Annotated in this window: 15 protein-coding genes and 6 tRNA genes; 19 read left to right on the forward strand and 2 right to left on the reverse strand. The window is 39.9% G+C overall.

All coding sequences use genetic code 11. From position 1 onward, the window contains the following. Nucleotides 1-23 precede the first annotated feature (23 nt). A tRNA-Asn gene (locus DW000_RS08735) sits at nucleotides 24-99 on the reverse strand. 740 nt (nucleotides 100-839) lie between these two features. Between DW000_RS08735 and DW000_RS08740 the strand changes: the two genes are divergently transcribed. The 4 genes from DW000_RS08740 (at nucleotide 840) to DW000_RS08755 (ending at nucleotide 4734) form a co-directional block, all read left to right on the forward strand. Further along, nucleotides 840-1682 carry a fumarate hydratase gene (locus DW000_RS08740; RefSeq protein ID WP_004695072.1) on the forward strand — a complete coding sequence of 281 codons (843 nt, stop codon included), beginning with the start codon at nucleotides 840-842 and terminating at the stop codon, nucleotides 1680-1682. A gap of 19 nt (nucleotides 1683-1701) precedes the next feature. Beyond that, nucleotides 1702-2262: a Fe-S-containing hydro-lyase gene (locus tag DW000_RS08745; protein ID WP_004695073.1), complete on the forward strand. Its 561-nt coding sequence runs from the start codon at nucleotides 1702-1704 to the stop codon at nucleotides 2260-2262. Nucleotides 2263-2433: 171 nt separating this feature from the next. Continuing rightward, nucleotides 2434-2985: a TIGR01440 family protein gene (locus tag DW000_RS08750; RefSeq protein WP_120056089.1), complete on the forward strand. Its 552-nt coding sequence runs from the start codon at nucleotides 2434-2436 to the stop codon at nucleotides 2983-2985. A gap of 9 nt (nucleotides 2986-2994) precedes the next feature. Beyond that, nucleotides 2995-4734, forward strand: a complete 1740-nt coding sequence (locus DW000_RS08755; RefSeq protein WP_120056091.1) for an LPO_1073/Vpar_1526 family protein — start codon at nucleotides 2995-2997, stop codon at nucleotides 4732-4734. Nucleotides 4735-4899: 165 nt separating this feature from the next. On the opposite strand, the gene DW000_RS08760 is transcribed toward DW000_RS08755, so the two are convergent. Then, nucleotides 4900-5625, reverse strand: coding sequence for a Crp/Fnr family transcriptional regulator (locus tag DW000_RS08760; protein WP_012864779.1), 726 nt, complete (start codon nucleotides 5623-5625; stop codon nucleotides 4900-4902). A 272-nt stretch (nucleotides 5626-5897) separates the two neighbouring features. Between DW000_RS08760 and hcp the strand changes: the two genes are divergently transcribed. The 15 genes from hcp (at nucleotide 5898) to DW000_RS08835 (ending at nucleotide 17763) form a co-directional block, all read left to right on the forward strand. Then, nucleotides 5898-7463, forward strand: a complete 1566-nt coding sequence (hcp, locus tag DW000_RS08765) for a hydroxylamine reductase (RefSeq protein ID WP_004695081.1) — start codon at nucleotides 5898-5900, stop codon at nucleotides 7461-7463. Nucleotides 7464-8015: 552 nt separating this feature from the next. After that, a complete protein-coding gene (gene sdaAB / locus DW000_RS08770; protein WP_058948093.1) occupies nucleotides 8016-8678 on the forward strand; it encodes an L-serine ammonia-lyase, iron-sulfur-dependent subunit beta in 663 nt (220 codons plus the stop codon). An 11-nt stretch (nucleotides 8679-8689) separates the two neighbouring features. After that, on the forward strand, nucleotides 8690-9562 hold the full coding sequence (gene sdaAA, locus DW000_RS08775; RefSeq protein WP_120056093.1) for an L-serine ammonia-lyase, iron-sulfur-dependent, subunit alpha: 873 nt from the start codon (nucleotides 8690-8692) through the stop codon (nucleotides 9560-9562). 69 nt (nucleotides 9563-9631) lie between these two features. Then, nucleotides 9632-11050: a CCA tRNA nucleotidyltransferase gene (locus tag DW000_RS08780; RefSeq protein WP_077707630.1), complete on the forward strand. Its 1419-nt coding sequence runs from the start codon at nucleotides 9632-9634 to the stop codon at nucleotides 11048-11050. Then, nucleotides 11050-13017 (forward strand): penicillin-binding transpeptidase domain-containing protein, encoded by a 1968-nt coding sequence (locus DW000_RS08785; RefSeq protein WP_207798789.1) that lies wholly within the window; start codon nucleotides 11050-11052, stop codon nucleotides 13015-13017. Before DW000_RS08780 ends, DW000_RS08785 begins: the two co-directional genes overlap by 1 nt. A 118-nt stretch (nucleotides 13018-13135) precedes the next feature. Next, nucleotides 13136-13963 carry a bifunctional 5,10-methylenetetrahydrofolate dehydrogenase/5,10-methenyltetrahydrofolate cyclohydrolase gene (locus DW000_RS08790; protein WP_060924355.1) on the forward strand — a complete coding sequence of 276 codons (828 nt, stop codon included), beginning with the start codon at nucleotides 13136-13138 and terminating at the stop codon, nucleotides 13961-13963. Next, nucleotides 13956-14297, forward strand: coding sequence for a hydrogenase maturation nickel metallochaperone HypA (hypA, locus tag DW000_RS08795; protein WP_005385455.1), 342 nt, complete (start codon nucleotides 13956-13958; stop codon nucleotides 14295-14297). The genes DW000_RS08790 and hypA overlap by 8 nt, the downstream gene beginning before the upstream one ends. Nucleotides 14298-14311: 14 nt before the next feature. Further along, entirely contained in the window at nucleotides 14312-14965 is a 654-nt protein-coding gene (gene hypB, locus DW000_RS08800) for a hydrogenase nickel incorporation protein HypB (RefSeq protein WP_120056097.1), read from the forward strand. Further along, complete coding sequence (locus DW000_RS08805; protein ID WP_004697547.1) at nucleotides 14962-16383, forward strand: hypothetical protein; 1422 nt, start codon at nucleotides 14962-14964, stop codon at nucleotides 16381-16383. Before hypB ends, DW000_RS08805 begins: the two co-directional genes overlap by 4 nt. A gap of 28 nt (nucleotides 16384-16411) precedes the next feature. Further along, on the forward strand, nucleotides 16412-16876 hold the full coding sequence (gene brxF / locus DW000_RS08810) for a BREX-3 system P-loop-containing protein BrxF (RefSeq protein WP_004695092.1): 465 nt from the start codon (nucleotides 16412-16414) through the stop codon (nucleotides 16874-16876). Nucleotides 16877-17322: 446 nt separating this feature from the next. After that, a tRNA-Thr gene (locus DW000_RS08815) sits at nucleotides 17323-17398 on the forward strand. 10 nt (nucleotides 17399-17408) lie between these two features. Next, nucleotides 17409-17493: transfer RNA gene (locus DW000_RS08820), tRNA-Tyr, on the forward strand. 5 nt (nucleotides 17494-17498) lie between these two features. Continuing rightward, nucleotides 17499-17574, forward strand: a tRNA-Met gene (locus tag DW000_RS08825). A 31-nt stretch (nucleotides 17575-17605) separates the two neighbouring features. Next, nucleotides 17606-17681, forward strand: a tRNA-Thr gene (locus DW000_RS08830). 5 nt (nucleotides 17682-17686) lie between these two features. Continuing rightward, nucleotides 17687-17763: transfer RNA gene (locus tag DW000_RS08835), tRNA-Met, on the forward strand. The last annotated feature ends 232 nt before the right edge of the window (nucleotides 17764-17995 follow it).

The following is a 17995-nucleotide window of genomic DNA, read 5'->3' on the forward strand; positions in this document are numbered from 1 at the left end:
ACCGCTTGACCAACGGGCCAGAATGGCTCCTCGAGTAGGACTCGAACCTACGACCGATCGGTTAACAGCCGATTGCTCTACCGACTGAGCTATCGAGGAATGGTACGATTGTTATTATATGTTAGATTAATTATAAAAGCAAGCATTTTTTTTAAAACACTATAAAATAGATACTGTCAATTATGACTAAAAGACATAACTTTATAGATAAAATTAGTTATCAATAATTTTGATGAGAAAGTCATTAAAATTAATAAAATCTATAGAGCTTATTAACTATAGGTATTTACTGTGTTTTAAGGTGATTGTATGACTCCAAATGCATGGGAGTTAGCAATATAAGTATATTGAAGATAATCGGTATACATATGCATTATAGAAAAGTTTATAAGATTTAGTTGAAAAGTAGTATCAGTTAAAAGAGAAGTGTATTTATCTTATTAGATATAGCCTATGTTTGTGGTTAATTTTAAACCAAATCTATATATAAGAAAGTAGGTAAAAATATAAGATATAAAAATCTTATTGATATATGATAGACTATGACTTTTATCACAATGAAGGGCTATTTTAGTGACTAGAAAATAAGGTCTATATAGCCTATTGAAAAACCGAAATATATACAAAAATATTCATGAAAACAATTCTCAAAAATCGAAAAAGCATTGAGAAAACTGTATAGGTGGGGCGTTGAATCCCCCTATATTGTGTGCTACGATTTATGTATAGAGTTAATCTCATCGGTTTGAGATAGATATTCTTTCATATGTTTGAGAATTTTAATTTATCTCATCGGTATTAGAATTAATATTCAACTATTTTCCTGAGGAGGGATTATCTTGCGCGAGATTCAAGTATCTGAAATCACAAAAACAGTCCGTCAAATGTGTATGGACGCAGCTTACCACTTGCCAAAAGACATCTATGAAGGTTTGAAAAAAGGCCGTGAAACAGAAGAGTCTTCAGTAGGTCGTATCGTTCTTGATCAAATTATTAAAAATGCAGAAATTGCCGATGCTGAAGATCGTCCATACTGCCAAGATACTGGTATGACTATGGTATTCTTAAAAGTTGGTCAAGATGTTCATTTCGTTGGTGGTGACCTTACAGAAGCTATCAATGCTGGTGTTGCAGCTGGTTATGTTGAAGGTTATCTTCGTAAATCCGTTGTAGCTGAACCATTGTTCAATCGTAAAAATACACAAAATAACACACCTGCAATCATCTACACTGAAATTGTTCCTGGCGATAAAGTAGATATTCAAGTGGAATTAAAAGGTTTCGGTTCTGAAAATAAATCTGATGTAGCTATGCTCGTACCTGCTGATGGTGTGGAAGGCGTTAAAAATGCAGTCCTTGAAATCGTAAAACATGCAGGCCCTAACCCATGCCCTCCAATCGTACTCGGCATAGGTATTGGCGGTACTATGGACCAAGCAGCTGTTATGTCCAAAAAAGCGTTGCTTCGTGACATTAGTGTACCTCATAAAGATGCAGACTATGCAAAATTAGAAGAAGAAATTATGGAAATGGTTAACAAAACTGGTATTGGACCACAATTGGGTGGCACTACAACTTGTATCGGTGTAAACATCGAATGGGGTGCAACTCACATCGCAGGTCTTCCTGTTGCAGTTACTATCATGTGCCATGCTGCTCGTCATGCTCACGTAGTACTTTAATCGATAGGAGGTAAAAACAATGGCTGAATCAATTCGCATTAATACTGAAGAATATAATGAAGAGTTTTCCCGCAAATTAAAAGTTGGTGATAGCGTTCTTATCACTGGTAAAATTTACTCCGCTCGTGACGCTGCTCATAAAGTTATGACTGAAGCTTTAGCGCGTGGTGAAAAATTGCCAATCGACTGGACAAATAAGTTTGTTTATTATCTTGGACCAACACCTGCAAAACCTGGTGATCCAATTGGTTCCGCTGGTCCTACAACTTCCGGTCGTATGGATGCTTACACACCAACAATGCTTGATCAAGGTATCAAAGGCATGATTGGTAAAGGTTCCCGCAAACCAGAAGTAGTTGAATCCATGAAGAAAAATGGTTGCACATACTTCGCAGCAGTTGGTGGCGCTGCAGCATTGATTGCAAAATCCATCAAAAAATACGAAGTTCTTGCTTATGGAGAACTTGGACCAGAAGCTTTGGCTGAATTGACTGTTGAAGATTTCCCTTGCATCGTAGTTGGCGATACTGAAGGTAATAACTTCTACGAATTAGGCCAAAAACCTTACAGAAAAATCTAATATCACCATTGAGTGATTGAAAGAGGCTTGCTTTAGCAAGCCTCTTTTTGTTGTTAAGCCATAATCATAAGACGTTCATCCGTTACCTGTAGAGTTTAGTCTATCGATTCTGTCGGTTTTATGATAATATACATATAGATTTTATACATTCAATTTGAGTGAGGCGATAACATGACTTCTGTAGAAACTATTCGTCAGTCAGCTCGCAACGCGATGGCTGAATTACTTGATTTAGCAAAGGTTCGCGAAGGTCAATTGTTCGTTGTGGGCTGTTCCACTAGCGAAATTGTAGGTAAAAAAATCGGCACTGACTCTCACCTTGATGTGGCTCAGGTCGTATTTGATGAAATATACAATGCTGTTAAGGCTAAAGGACTTAACTTGGCTATTCAATGTTGTGAACATATTAATCGTGCACTTGTTATGGAACGTAGTGCCATGACATGGGAGGAGGAAGTTAATGTTGTTCCTCAACGTCATGCGGGTGGTGCCCTGGCTGTGATGGCGTATGAACATTTTGATGATCCTGTGATGGTTGAATTTATTCAAGCTGATGTAGGCATCGATATTGGAGATACTTTCATTGGTATGCACATGAAACACGTTGCAGTGCCTGTACGTCTTTGTGTGAAAGAAATTGGAAAAGCACATGTGACCGCTTGTCGTGTTCGGCCAAAGAGCATCGGCGGTGAGCGTGCTGCATATAATGAAGCATTGATGTAGGGGGATAGTATGTCAAACCTAATACCGTATTTTGTATTAGCCGTCGTGGCATTGGGATTTTTTGCTGTTTGCTATGCTGTTTTTAGCGGTGGTGATGGTGAAAGTAAGGCAAAGGAAAAATCCCATAAAAACATAAGTAATAAAAATAATCCTAAAGAGTATAATGATGTTATATTTGCAACGGAGTCGCAAGAAGGCAATGTAACAATTACTCATATGAGTGGTACTAATGTATATACTGCATCAATTCCGGATACAGTTGAAACTATGGATAGTGAAGAGCGAGAATCTGTTGAATCTTTAGTTGATCCTATAGATACTTCTTATAATAGAAGAAGTACTCTAAAGTCCAATTCAAGTCATGTTTCAGCAGGAGAATATGCGTTAGCATTAGGTTCGGATAATGGCACACCAATAGGGGATGAAACCATTGTGATGACAGCCGTATCAGATCTTAAGCGAGCTAATCAAGCTAATCAAGGTGTTACTCCGTTGGTGGATAAAACTATCGTCCTTGATGTCGTTACAGATGAACTTCTCAATAACGCTAACTCTGTTGAAGATACAATTGCTATGGGTGAATCTGTGGAAGCCTTTGAAGCTGATGAAGCGGATAGCATAGATGCTACGCAGATGATAGGTGGTGCAAACGAAATACAAACCGCGGAAGGACCATCGGTATTAGATGAAACGCGTTTGTTTGATGCCTCTGAAATTGAAGCACAATTGGCGGCAACAAGTTTAGCTGAAGAGGAGGAACCGCATGGCCAATGGGCAAAAACAGCACATGAAGATAAATGCGTTGAGCTGGCTATAGCGCCATTTGTTCATTCCTTTGGGGTACTACATGGCGACACGCAACACTATGTAGAATCTATTACAAGAGATGCTTTAGCGGCTCTCAATATTACAAAAATTGTTGAAGTGAATGCATTACTAGAGAATATTGTTATTCAAGAAGCGTTGATGAGTATGCAAAAGGCATATGCCGCTACAAATACGGAGTGGATGAAGTCCGCTGCGTTAGGTGCTTTTCTAGATGTGGTTCAATCTCCTAAATCTAGTACGCCATACCTTGTAGCTTTTGATGCATTACGTGTATTACCTCATTTAACATTAGGTCACTTTCAAGTTATGGCCTTAACATTATTGTTACAATATTCTAGAAACTCTAATAACTATGGATTGATTCACTTCCAACATTATGTGGAAAAATATATTGAGCCATTTATCTCTGATTTGCCTCGAAATGATTCTTTCTATCGCCAGCTGGACTACTTACGCTGTACGCAAGAAGAACAAGAACCTATCACTTTATGTCAAGTGTTGTCTAATTCATACCCGTTTGTATTCAACTATCGTGGTTTCTCTAAGGAAGAACTCTTCCGTGCTACAGACGGTCATGGTGTAGATCCACGTTATGTGGTGCGTAGCTTGAACTCCAATCTTTATAAACTAGCCTTGGTAGATGAGTCTTTGGCACCACAATTTTTTAGACAAACACGAATTTCTAATGCTATGGTTCAACGTGATCTTTTAGCTTTGATGAAAAGCAAACCTACTGCTTTCAGGGGACAAGAGGCGCGTGATATTATGGATGACATTTCACCAGTTTTATTGGACTTGGCTGATGTCTTCGATAGCACGCCAATGTCTAAAATTAGTTTAACATTGTTAGGCCTTTACTTAGGCCGTGCTCATGTGAAAGCAACCATTGGTGAAGAATTTGATTTGTCTCATTGGTTCTAATTTATGATTTTAAGCACTATATAGTTTCAAAAATTGGATTATATAGTTATTAATATAGGTATATACTTAAAAACGTTATATAGCGTATGTGTTATGTAATAAAAAAGCCTCTCAAGATTATCTTGAGAGACTTTTTAGTTTGTTAAATTTAATAGCTATTAAGTGTTAGAAGGTGTTGAAGCCGAATTCTTCAATGTCTTCAATGTTTTTAATTGTTACGGTGCGACCTGTAATATCAATGAGACCTTCATCGCGAAGACGACCTAGTTCACGGCTAAGAGCTGTGCGAGATACATTGAGGACCTCAGCCATTTGCTCGCGGTTGTGGGGTAATTGAATTGTGTTAGAATGTTGACGTTTATAAATATCTGTTAAGTACGCAAAAATCTTTTCGCGCATCCCTTTTAATGTGAGGTAATGGACTTTTCTGGTTAATAGAATTGCTTTTTCAGATAAATCCTCTAATAGATTAGATAGGATTTTAGTTTGGCATTGATGACAATCCGGTAATGTTTTAATAAAGGTTTCAAGCGGAATAAACATAATTTTAGTTGCTTTTGTTGCTTTAATGGTAGCAGGCCATAAAGGCTGTTTGCTAAATAGTAGTGCTTCTCCAAAAATATCTGATTGCTCTAAGTTTGCCATAATAACCCGTTGCCCCATTACATTTTCACGAGTCAGTAAAGCGCTGCCTTCAAGGATGACACCAATACCCTCCATAGGATCTCCAGCGAGGGCTATAAAATCATTTTTTTTGTAACTGTGGATGATAACTTTCGCATTATTTAAATAGCTACGCAGCTCTGGCTCTCCTAATGTATTGAATAAAGGACATTTCACGAGGGTGGGCATATATTGATTAATGATATCGTTTGAAAGTATTTGCTTCATAAGCACCTCCGGTGTGATAAAGTCTATAGCAATTAAAAATGATTATTGTATAATAAAAGTATAAGACTAAATGGTCTACCTGTTCCATAAGGAAAGTCAGGAAAATTTTTGAAAAAGTTTTTATTTGTTGCTCAAGCTACAGAAATTGTATCATCTTTACGTTATACTTTCAAATGTAATCAATCAGACAACTGATAAAACATCAGTGTAATGTATAGGTTTTATATTATCTAGCTTGACTGCGAGGAAGTCTCGCAAAGGAGGATTTTCAAATGAGCATGTTCTGTTATCAATGCGAACAATCTGCAGCACCAGGTGGCTGTACTGTACAAGGTGTATGTGGTAAAACTGCACCAGTTGCTAACTTACAAGACGAATTAACTGCTGCTTTAGTTGGCTTGGCTCGCGCTTTAGACGTAAAGGGTCATACTAAAGAAGGTATCGATTATATTATGCGCGGTTTGTTCATGTGTGTAACAAACGTAAACTTCTCTGAAGACCGCGTTCAAGAATTCATTGACGAAGTAAATGCTTACCATGCAAAAGTGGATAGCGCTCAACAAAACTTTGATTGGGAACAATTGTGGAAAGGTGAAGAAGACATCGTATCCCTTCGCTCCACATTATTGTTAGGTATGCGTGGTATGGCTGCGTACGCATGGCATGCTGCTCGCCTTGGCTTCCACGATGCTGATGTTGACGCTTGGTTCGTTAAAGGCATGGTAGAATTCGCTAAAGATCACAGCGCTGAAGAATGGCTTGATCTTTTGATGGAATTTGGTCAAATTAACTTGAAATGTATGGCTGTTCTTGATAAAGCTAATACTGAAACATATGGTACACCTGTACCAACTACAGTTCCTTTGACTGTAGAACCAGGTCCTTTCATCGTTGTAACTGGTCATGACCTTCATGATTTGAAACAATTATTGGAACAAACTGATGGTAAAGGTGTAAATATCTATACTCATGGTGAAATGTTGCCTTGCCACGCTTATCCTGAATTGAAGAAACATCCTCAATTGAAAGGTAACTTCGGTACAGCATGGCAAAACCAACAAAAAGAATTTGTTGATGTTCCTGGCGCATTCTTGTTCACTACAAACTGCATTATGCCACCAAAAGAAAACTACAAAGCAAATATCTTCACTACAGATATGGTAGGTTTCGATGGTTGTGCACATATCGAAGAAAAAGAAGATGGTACTAAAGACTTCTCCGCAGTTATCAACCGTGCTATCGAATTGGGCGGCTACAAAGAAGCTCAAGAATTCACTGGTATCAACGGTGGTCATGAAGTAACTACAGGTTTCGGTCATGGCACAGTATTGGGTATTGCTGATAAAGTAATTGATGCTGTAAAAGCTGGCGCAATCAAACACTTCTTCTTGGTAGGTGGTTGTGACGGTGCTAAAGTAGGCCGTAACTACTACACTGAATTCGTTAAACAAACTCCAAATGATACTGTAGTATTGACATTGGCTTGTGGTAAATTCCGTTTCAACGACATGAACATCGGCGAAATCGGTGGTATCCCTCGTATCCTTGATATGGGTCAATGTAACGATGCTTACTCCGCTATTCAAGTAGCAGTAGCTTTAGCTGGTGCATTTGAATGTGATGTAAACGACTTGCCATTGACATTGGTATTGTCCTGGTACGAACAAAAAGCGGTATGTATCTTGTTAACATTGTTAGCATTGGGTATCCGTAACATTTACATCGGACCTTCCTTGCCTAAATTCTTCTCCAGCAATGTATTGAACATTTTGGTAGAAAAATTCCAATTACATCCAATTACAACTCCAGAAGCTGACATGAAAGCTATCTTGGGCTAATAGGATCTATTAATCTGTTAACTACAGTCCTACGTCCCCTCTCTTTTATGATTTAGGACTGTTGTTATAAATAACGCACCTAGGGTTATCCTTAGGTGCGTTTTTTTACTATTATTGTGAAAGCTATCTATCGAGTGTTTGTTTATTGATGGGGCCTGACAGTATTGCGACAACTAGATTACTAATGGGCATAACCTATCTCATGCCTCCATACTCAGCGTAAGTCGGCCCTCAATAGGTTATGCCCATAAGTAAAACGTTTCTGAAATATAAGTCCCATCAATATACAAACTCATAAAATAGCTTTCATCAGAATAGTGAGGTGAGGGGGAGATGTCGCTGCATAAGTATAGTCTTTCCCTTTTATAACTGTAGATATGGAGGCGTCCCATCAATATACAAAGTTTTAGAACAGCTTTCATAAGAATAGTAGTCCTCTGTAGACAAACAAATATGCCCCTAATGTGCATATAGACAAGGCTCGATATTGGTTGCTATACTATAGGTGAAATAGGATTTTTTCACATGGTTTATGTGTATATAGAGGTATGTATGAACAGTATTTTTGATATTATAGGGCCTATTATGATTGGTCCGTCTAGTTCGCATACAGCGGGTGCTGCGCGACTAGGCAAGATGGCGCGGTGTATTTTTCGTGCTACTCCTAAAAAGGTAGATTTAACATTATATGGATCTTTTGCAAAAACTTATAAAGGGCATGGTACGGATCGTGCTTTGATTGGCGGCTTATTAGGTTATAAAGAGGATGATGCGAACATCCGAGTTGCCCATGAATTAGCGAAAAAAGAGGGGATGGAGTTTTCTTTTATTGAGTCTCCTCTTGATGTAGGGCATCCGAATGTGGTGCGTTTTGATATGTATGATGAACATAATCGTCATATGACTGTTATTGGTCGCTCTCTCGGCGGTGGTCAGATTATGATTACCGAAGTAGATGGAAATGATATGTCCATTACAGGAGATGAGTTTACGCTCGTTGTGTTCCATGAGGATAGACCTGGTGCGATTTCTCTTGTGAGCCAAGCATTGAGTGAGTCTGATATTAACATCGCTACGATGCGCGTATTCCGTAAGGGCAAGCATAAGGATGCAGTCATGGTTATTACTACAGATACAGTGGTAAATCCTATTACAGTTCAGTTTATGCGCGAGTTTCCAGGCATCCAGGATGTGATGACCTTTGAAGCATTATAGGAGGGCGAATGATGAGTTATGCATATGATACAATTGCAGATATTATTCGCCTAGGTGAGGAAAACAATATTTCTTTTGGCAATGTAGTATTGCGTTATGAATTAGAGAATTACGACCGCAGTGAAGACGCGGTTGTTCGTGAAATAGAGAATCGCTTAGATATTTTTGAAAGCTCCATTCAAGATGGCATAGCTTATGCGGAGAAAACGGCTTCTGGTATGTCCGGTGGTCAAGCGGCACAGCTTAATGGGCAAACACCTCGTTTTATGAGTGATATTGCGTATAAGGCAATGACGTATGCTATTGCTGTAAATGAGGCAAATGCAAAGATGTTCCGCATTGTTGCTTGTCCTACGGCGGGTTCTTGTGGTGTTGTGCCTGGTGCTGTGAAAGCCGTAGCGGACCACTACCAATTAGATAGAGCTACAGTGGTAAAAGGCTTCTTAGCTGCGTCCGGTATTGGTAATGTAGTAGCAAATCGCGCTTGTGTTGCTGGTGCTGTTGGCGGTTGCCAAGCGGAAATCGGTACAGCGGCGTGTATGGCGGCAGGAGCCATTGTTGAAATGATGGGTGGATCACCACGTCAAGTAGGTCATGCTATTGCATTGTGCATGAAAAATCTATTGGGACTTGCTTGTGATCCGGTAGCAGGGCTCGTAGAGGTGCCATGTGTTAAGCGTAATGGCTTTTATGCAGTCCATGCTATTACTGCATCTGAAATGGCGTTAATGAATATTGAAAGCCAAATTCCACCAGATGAAGTCATTGAAGCGATGAATAATATAGGTCGCGCTATGCCGGCAGCATTGCGTGAAACAAGTGATGGCGGCCTTGCGGTGACACCGACAGGTACAGCTATTGCAGAACGAGTGCAATCCTTATAAGGATTGCACTTTTTTCATGCTTTCATTTGTAGTAAAATAAAGATTAGACTAGTTCAGAAAGGAGCGTGTATGATGGAACAAGCAAATCGAATATTGACCATATTAGAAGAAGCCGGCCATGAAGCTTATATCATAGGCGGCGCTGTGCGCGATATGTTGATGCATCAAAAGCCACATGACTTCGATATTGTGACGTCTGCACGTCCCGATACAGTGATTGAGGTTCTTCGCGGTCATGATATTCAAACGACAGACCTCGTAGGAAAATCTTTTGGTGTAGTGGTAGCTACATTAGAGGGCAAGCAATACGAAATCGCTACATATAGAACAGAACGATATGGTGCAGATAGCCATCGTCCCGAAGAAATTACTTATGCCGATACCTTAGAAGAAGATGTGTTGCGTCGTGATTTTACTGTCAACGGCATAGCTATGAACCGTTATGGTGAAGTTATAGACCTTGTAGGTGGACGACGTGATATCAAACATAAAACGTTACGAACCATTGGTAATGCGCAGAAACGTTTTGAAGAAGATGCATTACGATTATTTAGGGCATGCCGTTTTGTGGCGAAGTTGGATTTTTTGCCGAGTAAAGACCTATTAGAGGCTATGCCCAAGGCTTTTCACCGCGTACCTGGATTGTCATTAGAACGTGTACGAAATGAGATTAATCGTCTCATGTTAGAGCCTGCAGTGGCTAAGGGCCTTGATGTTCTTGTTCAATCCCGCTTGGCAGAATGCTCTTGTCGTGTTGTAGAAAATGGTGCGGCTCGGGAGATTCCCATCTTGCCTGAACTATATCATCTCGTGAATTTGCCCCAAGAAAAGGACTTTCACGAATTCGATGGTTGGTACCATACACTAGCCGTTGTGTCCCATACGGAGCCGGATTTGGTGCTGCGTTGGGGTGCCTTATTACATGATGTGGCAAAGGGAATGCCAGCGGTACGTGCTGTTATCAATGGACGCCTTACGGATCGTGGCCATGATACACTAGGCGCGGAAATGGCAGAAACGTTATTAACCCGACTAGGATATCCGAAGGCCTTTGTAAAACGCGTGGCGTGGATTGTGAAAAATCACATGCGCTTTCACTATTTTGTACAAAATGGCGATGCAAACGAGAAAAAATGGCTTCGCAAGGAAGCCCGTAGTGGTGAATTCCGAGATAGCCAAATTATGCGCACTGCATGGGAGCAATTAGCTAAGGTTTGCGCTGCCGATGTATTAGGTTGTGGGAAACCTTACTCGTCTACAGACGGAACATTAGCCTTTGGAGAATGTATGGCAGATCTTAGTTTAGAGATGCCTGTACATACCAAGGACTTAAATTATGACGAACGAGTGATTAAGCTCGCTGGGAAACAAGTAGGGGAAGGATTGCAGTATTTATTAGGTCAGGTACAAAATGGGGTTATTCCTAATAAACCAGATGCGCTATATGACGCATTAGACCATAAGTTACGCCGTCCAGTGGAGAAATGATGAATTTACTAAATAAAGCGTTGCGACGCATGAGTGGTTGGAGTCGTACTACTTGGTGTCTTGCCATTCTCATGACTGTTGCCTTTGTCCTCATAGGGCGTTTGGCGCAGTTGCAGGTCTTTGATACATTTGACTTGGAGAAGAAAAATTTATTACAGGTTCAAGTAGACAGAAAATTACAATCACCGCGCGGTACGATCTATGACCGTAATGGTAAGCCTTTGGCGATGAGTGTGGTTACAAAATCTTTGTATGCGGACCCTAAGATGATTAAACAGTCTCCCCAAGAGATTGCGGAACTCATTTCGCCATATGTAACCATGTCAAAAGAAAATATTGTGAAAGCTCTGCAAGAGGATTCTGCCTTCGTATGGATTAATCGCATGATGGATGCGGACAAGTCTAAGGCGGTGGCACAAGTCATTAAGGATAATAATATTGCGGGCCTTAACTTTGTGGAAGAGTCCAAACGTTATTACCCAAATGGTGTACTAGCGGCTCAAATACTGGGGTTTGTAGGAACCGATGATAAAGGCCTTGATGGTCTCGAAATGGTCCTTGATGAAGAGTTAAAGGGTGGTGTGCAGCAAGAAATCGTTGCTACCGATAACAAAGGTAATGCTATCTTTGGTTCCGTTTTGTCCAAGTTCTTACCTGATAAGGGTAAAAGCGTAACATTAACAATCGATGCGACCATCCAATTTATTGCAGAACGTGCGCTTGATAAGGCGATGGCTGATACAGGGGCTAAACATGCTAGCGTTATCGTTATGGATCCTAAGACTGGTGAAATTCTTGCGATGGCAAATCGTCCAAGCTATGATCCTAACAATTATAACCAAAGTGGAGAAGAGGCTTTCAAAAATATTGCTGTTACTAACTTATACGAACCAGGTTCTACATTCAAACCAATCGTTGCATCTGCAGCTCTTGCATCAGGAAAGTGGAAATTAGAAACAGTGTACAATGATAAAGGGGCCTTTGTAGCGAATGGTCATGTGATGAGAAACTGGAATGGTGAAGGTTATGGACCAGTTCGATTGCTAGATATCTTGAAGTATTCTATCAATACAGGTATGGCAGAAATTGGTACAACAACTGGAGCAGATATCCTTTCTAAATATGTACGCGATTATGGTTTTGGCTCTGAAACAGGTATTGAATTGCCTGGTGAAGGGGCAGGTATCCTGTATAATCCAGAGGATATGAGTAAGCTAGACGTTGCTACAATGTCTATCGGTCAAGGTATTGCGGTTACACCATTACAAATGGTTCGTGTCTTTGGTGCCCTTTCTAATGGTGGGGCTATGATGAAACCACATATCATCAAGTCTTATAGTAACTCTCAAGGCGATGTAACAAGTACGACTGAAACATCTGTTGTGGGACAACCAGTTCCAGCGGAAACCGCTAAAACCATTGTAGATATTCTAGAAAAAGAAGTATCCGAAGGTGGCGGTACAAAAGCGATGGTAGAAGGTTATCACTTCGGCGGTAAAACTGGTACGGCGCAAAAACTAGATACCAAACATGGCGGTTATCTCGACGGACAATACATTGCGTCCTTTATTGGCTTTGGCCCTGTAGAGGATCCAAAATTTGTAGTTCTTGTCGTTATTGATGACCCACAAAAGGGTTCTTATTATGGTAGTCAAATTGTAGCCCCTGTATTTAAGGACATCGTATCTCAACTTGTACGGTATTACCAAATGAGTCCGTATGTTAAAGAAAGTACACCAGTAGCTGTTAAAGCTGCTAATACATTACCTGAACCAAAACCGGGAAGTGATGGTTCTGTTACATTGCCTAACTTTACTGGTTTTACCTATGGTGAAGTGCGTGATTGGTTACATAAGGCGGGACTTGCCTTTAAACCGGATGGAACTGGTACGGCTACATCTCAAGATGAAAGTAGCGGTACAACTGTTCAGGCTGGTACAGCAATTACTGTTCATTTCCGTAGATAAAACGAATTCGGTCATAATTAGAAATTATAGACAGTTCGTTATATAATAGAATAAGAGACTTAGGTGCCTCTCCGGAGGCACCTTATTTTATAGATAGTTTGAATGAATGGAGATACTTATGATCGAATTACGCGGTAAAGCAGTAGCAGACGCTCACAAGGCGATTTTACAAGAAAAAGTTGCAGCAGTTGGCGACTCTGTAATTACTATGGCAGTATTACTCGTTGGTGAAGACCACGGTGCTCATATGTACGCTACATTTATGGAAAAGACAGCCAAGAACTTTGGCTATGGCTTTGTGTTAAAACAATTACCTGAAACGGCTACACAGGATGAAGTAGTTACAGCATTGCAAGAATTAAATAATGATGCGGCTGTTCATGGGATTTTACCGTTAATGCCGATGCCTAAACACATTGATACAGAGGCTCTTATCGATATGCTAGATCCTAAAAAAGATATCGATGGTCTAACTACGTATAATATTGGTCTTGTAACTGCCGGTAAAGGTGGCTTTGCCCCTTGTACTGCCAAGGCGTGCATGGCGATTTTAAACCACTATGATATTCCTGTAGAGGGTAAACATGTGGTAGTAATCGGTCGTAGCCAAGTGATTGGTAAGCCGGTAGCTCTTATGACACTTGGTGCACATGGTACGGTTACAATGTGCCATTCCAGAACCCCTGATTTGGCAGAACAAGTAAAACGTGGCGATATCGTTATTGCTGCAGCGGGTCGTGCTCATATGATTACAGCAGATATGATTAAGCCAGGTGCTGTTGTTATCGATGTAGGCATTAATGAACTAGAAGGTAAGACGGTAGGCGATGTTGATTATGAAGCGGTAAAAGATATTGCGTCTGCAATTACTCCAGTGCCTGGTGGTGTAGGCTCTGTAACGACTACTATGATGCTTGAAGCTGTATATGAGGCATACCATGCATGAGATGTCTATAGCAGAAGGTATACTTGATGTAGCCCTCGATACATTGCGCCAACACGATGCATCTGTGATTCATTCCGTTCAACTCGATTTGGGCCTTATGAGTGGAGTAGAGCCAGATTCTCTCCTATTTTGCTGGGAAGCCGTTACAAAGGGGACTGCAGCAGAAGGTTCGCGTATAGAAATTAATACGATTCCTATTGAAGGAAAGTGCTTGGATTGTGATAAAACATTTCCTGTAGAAAATTATAAGTTTATCTGTCCCTATTGTGACAGTCATTTCGTACAAACCATTGGTGGCCGCGAACTACAAGTGACCTCCATGGATATCGATTGATAGAAAGGTTAGGCATGCAAGTTCAAGTTAAAACTAATGTATTGGCAAAAAATGATGCCATTGCAGAGTCCTTACAACAGTTGTTTAAGGAAAAAAATATTTTTGTATTTAATCTATTAGGTTCTCCAGGGGCTGGTAAAACATCTCTATTGGAGGCAACTTTACATGATTTGAAAAAAGATTACCGCCTTGCTGTTATTGAAGGTGATTTATTTACTGCTAAGGATGCGGAACGGATTCATGAATTAGGCGTTCCTGTTATTCAAATCAATACAGTGGGAGGTTGCCATCTTGATGCACAAATGATTCAAGATGCACTAGGTGATTTAAATCTTGATGAACTCGATATGATCATTATCGAGAATGTAGGTAACCTTATATGCCCTGCAGAATTTGAGATTGGTGAAAGCATGAAGGTAACTGTATTATCTGTTACTGAAGGTGAAGATAAGCCTCTTAAATACCCATTAATCTTTAAAGAGTCAAAGGCTATTCTCATTAATAAGATAGATTTATTGCCTTATGTACCATTTAAAAAAGACAAGGCAATACAAGATATACGTAATTTGAATCCAAATGGAGAAATTTTTGAAGTAAGTTGCACGGCCCACAACGGTCTTGAAACATGGTTGAATTGGTTGCGTGCACAGTTGGAGAATAATCGATGAACTATTCTATGAAGAGCCGTATTGTAGCAGCCCTCCTTGTGGGCTTGTGTGCTACTACAATCAGTTATGCAGCAGAGCCTGCCATTTCCACTGTTAACCCAGTTGCAGTAGAAACTACTGATGACACTAACGTTGTAGCTCAAGATTCCGCTAATGCGAGCAATGATGGTAGTGTAGATGGAACTGGTGAGGTTGATAGCTTGTCTTACCTTGATAATGCACCAGTTAGAGTTGTTAAGCTAGACCCAAAAACGAAACAGGAAGGTTCTAAAACTGGATGGCTCGCAGAGCAAATGGCTGTAACTGAATTTGGTGATTCTATACAATTCTGGCAAGCGGCTAGTGAGAACGAAGGTCCTTTGCCGAGTATCACTCAGAATAATTTAGCTGATATTGGTAAGTCTTATACGGCAAACAGTTTACCGCCTTTAGGTTCTCAAGATGACTATGCTATTGGCACATACCGATTGGGGAATCAGTTTGAAGTCCCAAAAGATGTAGAAAAAACTGAGGTACGTGATAACTTTACTACGTATTACATGAAAGATGTAGCAGTAACTGTATATACTGGACCTGCTCAAGAATTGTTGGTTAACAATCAATTGCGCGGTCAAGGGGCGACTTACTTCTTTGAACCAAATACTATTACAAATATTCATAGTACGAAAAAAGGCGCTAATACAGTACGTGACATTGGCCCTGGTAGCACACGGATGGAATTGATATTTGCCTATGGCAGTCCTAATGCGATGTGGCGTGATAAGAAAAATGAGACGTATATTTTCCTTTATGAGGGGCATTCCGAAAATTCATTGCCTCAAAAAAAGGAGTTTAAGAGTCCTGTAGAGAATACAAATAGTAATAGCCAACAACAATCTATGCTTGGTCAGCAAAAAGAATATATTGCTTTCACCATTAAACAAAGCAATATAGAGGCTGTAGACATTATTAGTGGACAAGTATGGCCTAGGTTTGGATTGCCGAAAGCTGAAGTGTATGATTTTGAAGCTGGTACACTTACGGCTGATGATTTTGTATTGCGTGGTTTCAAGTTGAATGACCATTTTGTTAATGATCCTAATAATGATTGGAAACATCAAGGCATATTGTTTGGCTCCACATTTATTGGCTATAATGAATACGGTGTGAGTGTAGATAAAAAAGATCTTATCAATCGCGTATTATTAAATGTTTATACGCCTACACGTCGTGGAATCGCGATGGGTGATACCAAATATTTATTGCTCTTTGTGTATGGTATGCCAACTCGTATTGTTGAATCTACAACAAAGGCGGGGACGTCTACCGTATATGAATATAAAAATCCAGCGGCAAGCAACTCTTATTTACAGTTTGCCCTAGATGATAAAAACCAATATATCAAATCCGTTATGTTATCTGACCGTCCTGTAAAATAGGATAGGTCACAGCGAGGAGGCAAAGGGTATGGTTACTGTACAAGATGTAAAAGAACGTTGGGAAAAGATTCAAGGTGATGATGAACGTATATTGTTTATCGTTGGTGGTCCAGGTTCTGGTAAAAGTTTGCTAATTCGTGAATTGTCTGAGCAGAAGGGCTGGAAATACTTGGAAGCTAAGCAACTCATCGAGGAAGAGTTTTTGCTCGTGCCTCGTGATGAACGGCCTCAATTAGCGGAAGAAGTTATTTGCCGTGCTCTTAGCCGTAGCGATACGGAAGTAGTCTTGCTAGATGGCATTAATGTATTCTTTGCACCTATCTTAAATCTAAAACCATTTGAGTTGTTAAAAACTATTAGTAAGAAGTATCCTATTGTCGTTGGCTGGCGTGGACATATTGAAGGGGATCAGTTGTACTTAGAACATAACAATAATCCTAAACATGCTGTAGTTAGTATTGCACATCCAGATCATGTTATTGCAATCGACTAAATGTATGTTTGAACATATTGGTTGAATATAGGGAAAACTATAAATGTATAGAAGGAGATAGCGGGCTATCTCCTTTTTTAGTTATATAATTACAGTTATTAGGTAAAAAATATAGTTTTGTAATTTCCTATTATTTGATTTTAGTAAACCTGAAATATGGATGTTAGCAGACATGGACTGGTAAGGAATGAAACTATGTAAAGGTATATAAAGAATATACTAGTAAATAAAAGTTGATTACTGGATATATACTGAAAACGAGGCATTTTATAGAGGATTGATAAAATATAAATTTTTTTTGACAAAATACTTGCATAGGGTATCGTTTCATGTTATTATGATTAAGCACTAAGAGTGACCACAGTGAACGAAAAACTTCAAAAAAGTTTTTAAATGTTCTTGACACTTAGTGTGCTAGGTGATACAATTCATCTTGTCGTAATGATGCTGGCGTAGCTCAATAGGTAGAGCAGCTGACTTGTAATCAGCAGGTTGTGGGTTCAATTCCTATCGCCAGCTCCATTTTATTTATGGAGGGATTCCCGAGCGGCCAAAGGGAGCAGACTGTAAATCTGCCGTCTTCGACTTCGAAGGTTCGAATCCTTCTCCCTCCACCATTCATAGCGGGGTGGAGCAGTTGGTAGCTCGTCGGGCTCATAACCCGAAGGTCGCAGGTTCAAGTCCTGTCCCCGCAACCATAAAAACCACAGTGAAATGATCGTTCATTGTGCTGGTGTAGCTCAGTCGGCAGAGCGTATCCTTGGTAAGGATAAGGTCACCGGTTCAATCCCGGTCACTAGCTCCATACATGGCGGCATAGCTCAGTTGGCTAGAGCAATCGGTTCATACCCGGTGTGTCCGCGGTTCAAATCCGTGTGCCGCCACCATTAAACCTCACCTTGGTGGGGATTTTTTTATTTCTTTACATATGACATGCTATTCTAAGACTTTGTATATATGGTATAATAATAGGTAAGGAAATCTTATATTCCATTGATAAATTAGGGTTAATATATTATATTAATACTAGAATGTAATTTGTTTTTGTGAAGGAGGATATAATCCTAATGGCAAAAGAAAAATTTGAACGTACGAAACCGCATGTTAACATCGGTACAA

Source organism: Veillonella sp. AF36-20BH (assembly GCF_003602765.1).
Lineage (GTDB): Bacteria > Bacillota > Negativicutes > Veillonellales > Veillonellaceae > Veillonella > Veillonella hominis.

Bases quoted from the DNA above. Each gene is read 5' to 3' on its own strand.
- DW000_RS08745 (WP_004695073.1), top strand. From the start codon at position 1,702: ATGGCTGAATCAATTCGCATTAATACTGAAGAATATAATGAAGAGTTT.
- DW000_RS08750 (WP_120056089.1), top strand. From the start codon at position 2,434: ATGACTTCTGTAGAAACTATTCGTCAGTCAGCTCGCAACGCGATGGCT.
- DW000_RS08755 (WP_120056091.1), top strand. From the start codon at position 2,995: ATGTCAAACCTAATACCGTATTTTGTATTAGCCGTCGTGGCATTGGGA.
- DW000_RS08760 (WP_012864779.1), bottom strand. From the start codon at position 5,625: ATGAAGCAAATACTTTCAAACGATATCATTAATCAATATATGCCCACC.
- hcp (WP_004695081.1), top strand. From the start codon at position 5,898: ATGAGCATGTTCTGTTATCAATGCGAACAATCTGCAGCACCAGGTGGC.
- sdaAB (WP_058948093.1), top strand. From the start codon at position 8,016: ATGAACAGTATTTTTGATATTATAGGGCCTATTATGATTGGTCCGTCT.
- sdaAA (WP_120056093.1), top strand. From the start codon at position 8,690: ATGAGTTATGCATATGATACAATTGCAGATATTATTCGCCTAGGTGAG.
- DW000_RS08780 (WP_077707630.1), top strand. From the start codon at position 9,632: ATGATGGAACAAGCAAATCGAATATTGACCATATTAGAAGAAGCCGGC.
- DW000_RS08785 (WP_207798789.1), top strand. From the start codon at position 11,050: ATGAATTTACTAAATAAAGCGTTGCGACGCATGAGTGGTTGGAGTCGT.
- DW000_RS08790 (WP_060924355.1), top strand. From the start codon at position 13,136: ATGATCGAATTACGCGGTAAAGCAGTAGCAGACGCTCACAAGGCGATT.
- hypA (WP_005385455.1), top strand. From the start codon at position 13,956: ATGCATGAGATGTCTATAGCAGAAGGTATACTTGATGTAGCCCTCGAT.
- hypB (WP_120056097.1), top strand. From the start codon at position 14,312: ATGCAAGTTCAAGTTAAAACTAATGTATTGGCAAAAAATGATGCCATT.
- DW000_RS08805 (WP_004697547.1), top strand. From the start codon at position 14,962: ATGAACTATTCTATGAAGAGCCGTATTGTAGCAGCCCTCCTTGTGGGC.
- brxF (WP_004695092.1), top strand. From the start codon at position 16,412: ATGGTTACTGTACAAGATGTAAAAGAACGTTGGGAAAAGATTCAAGGT.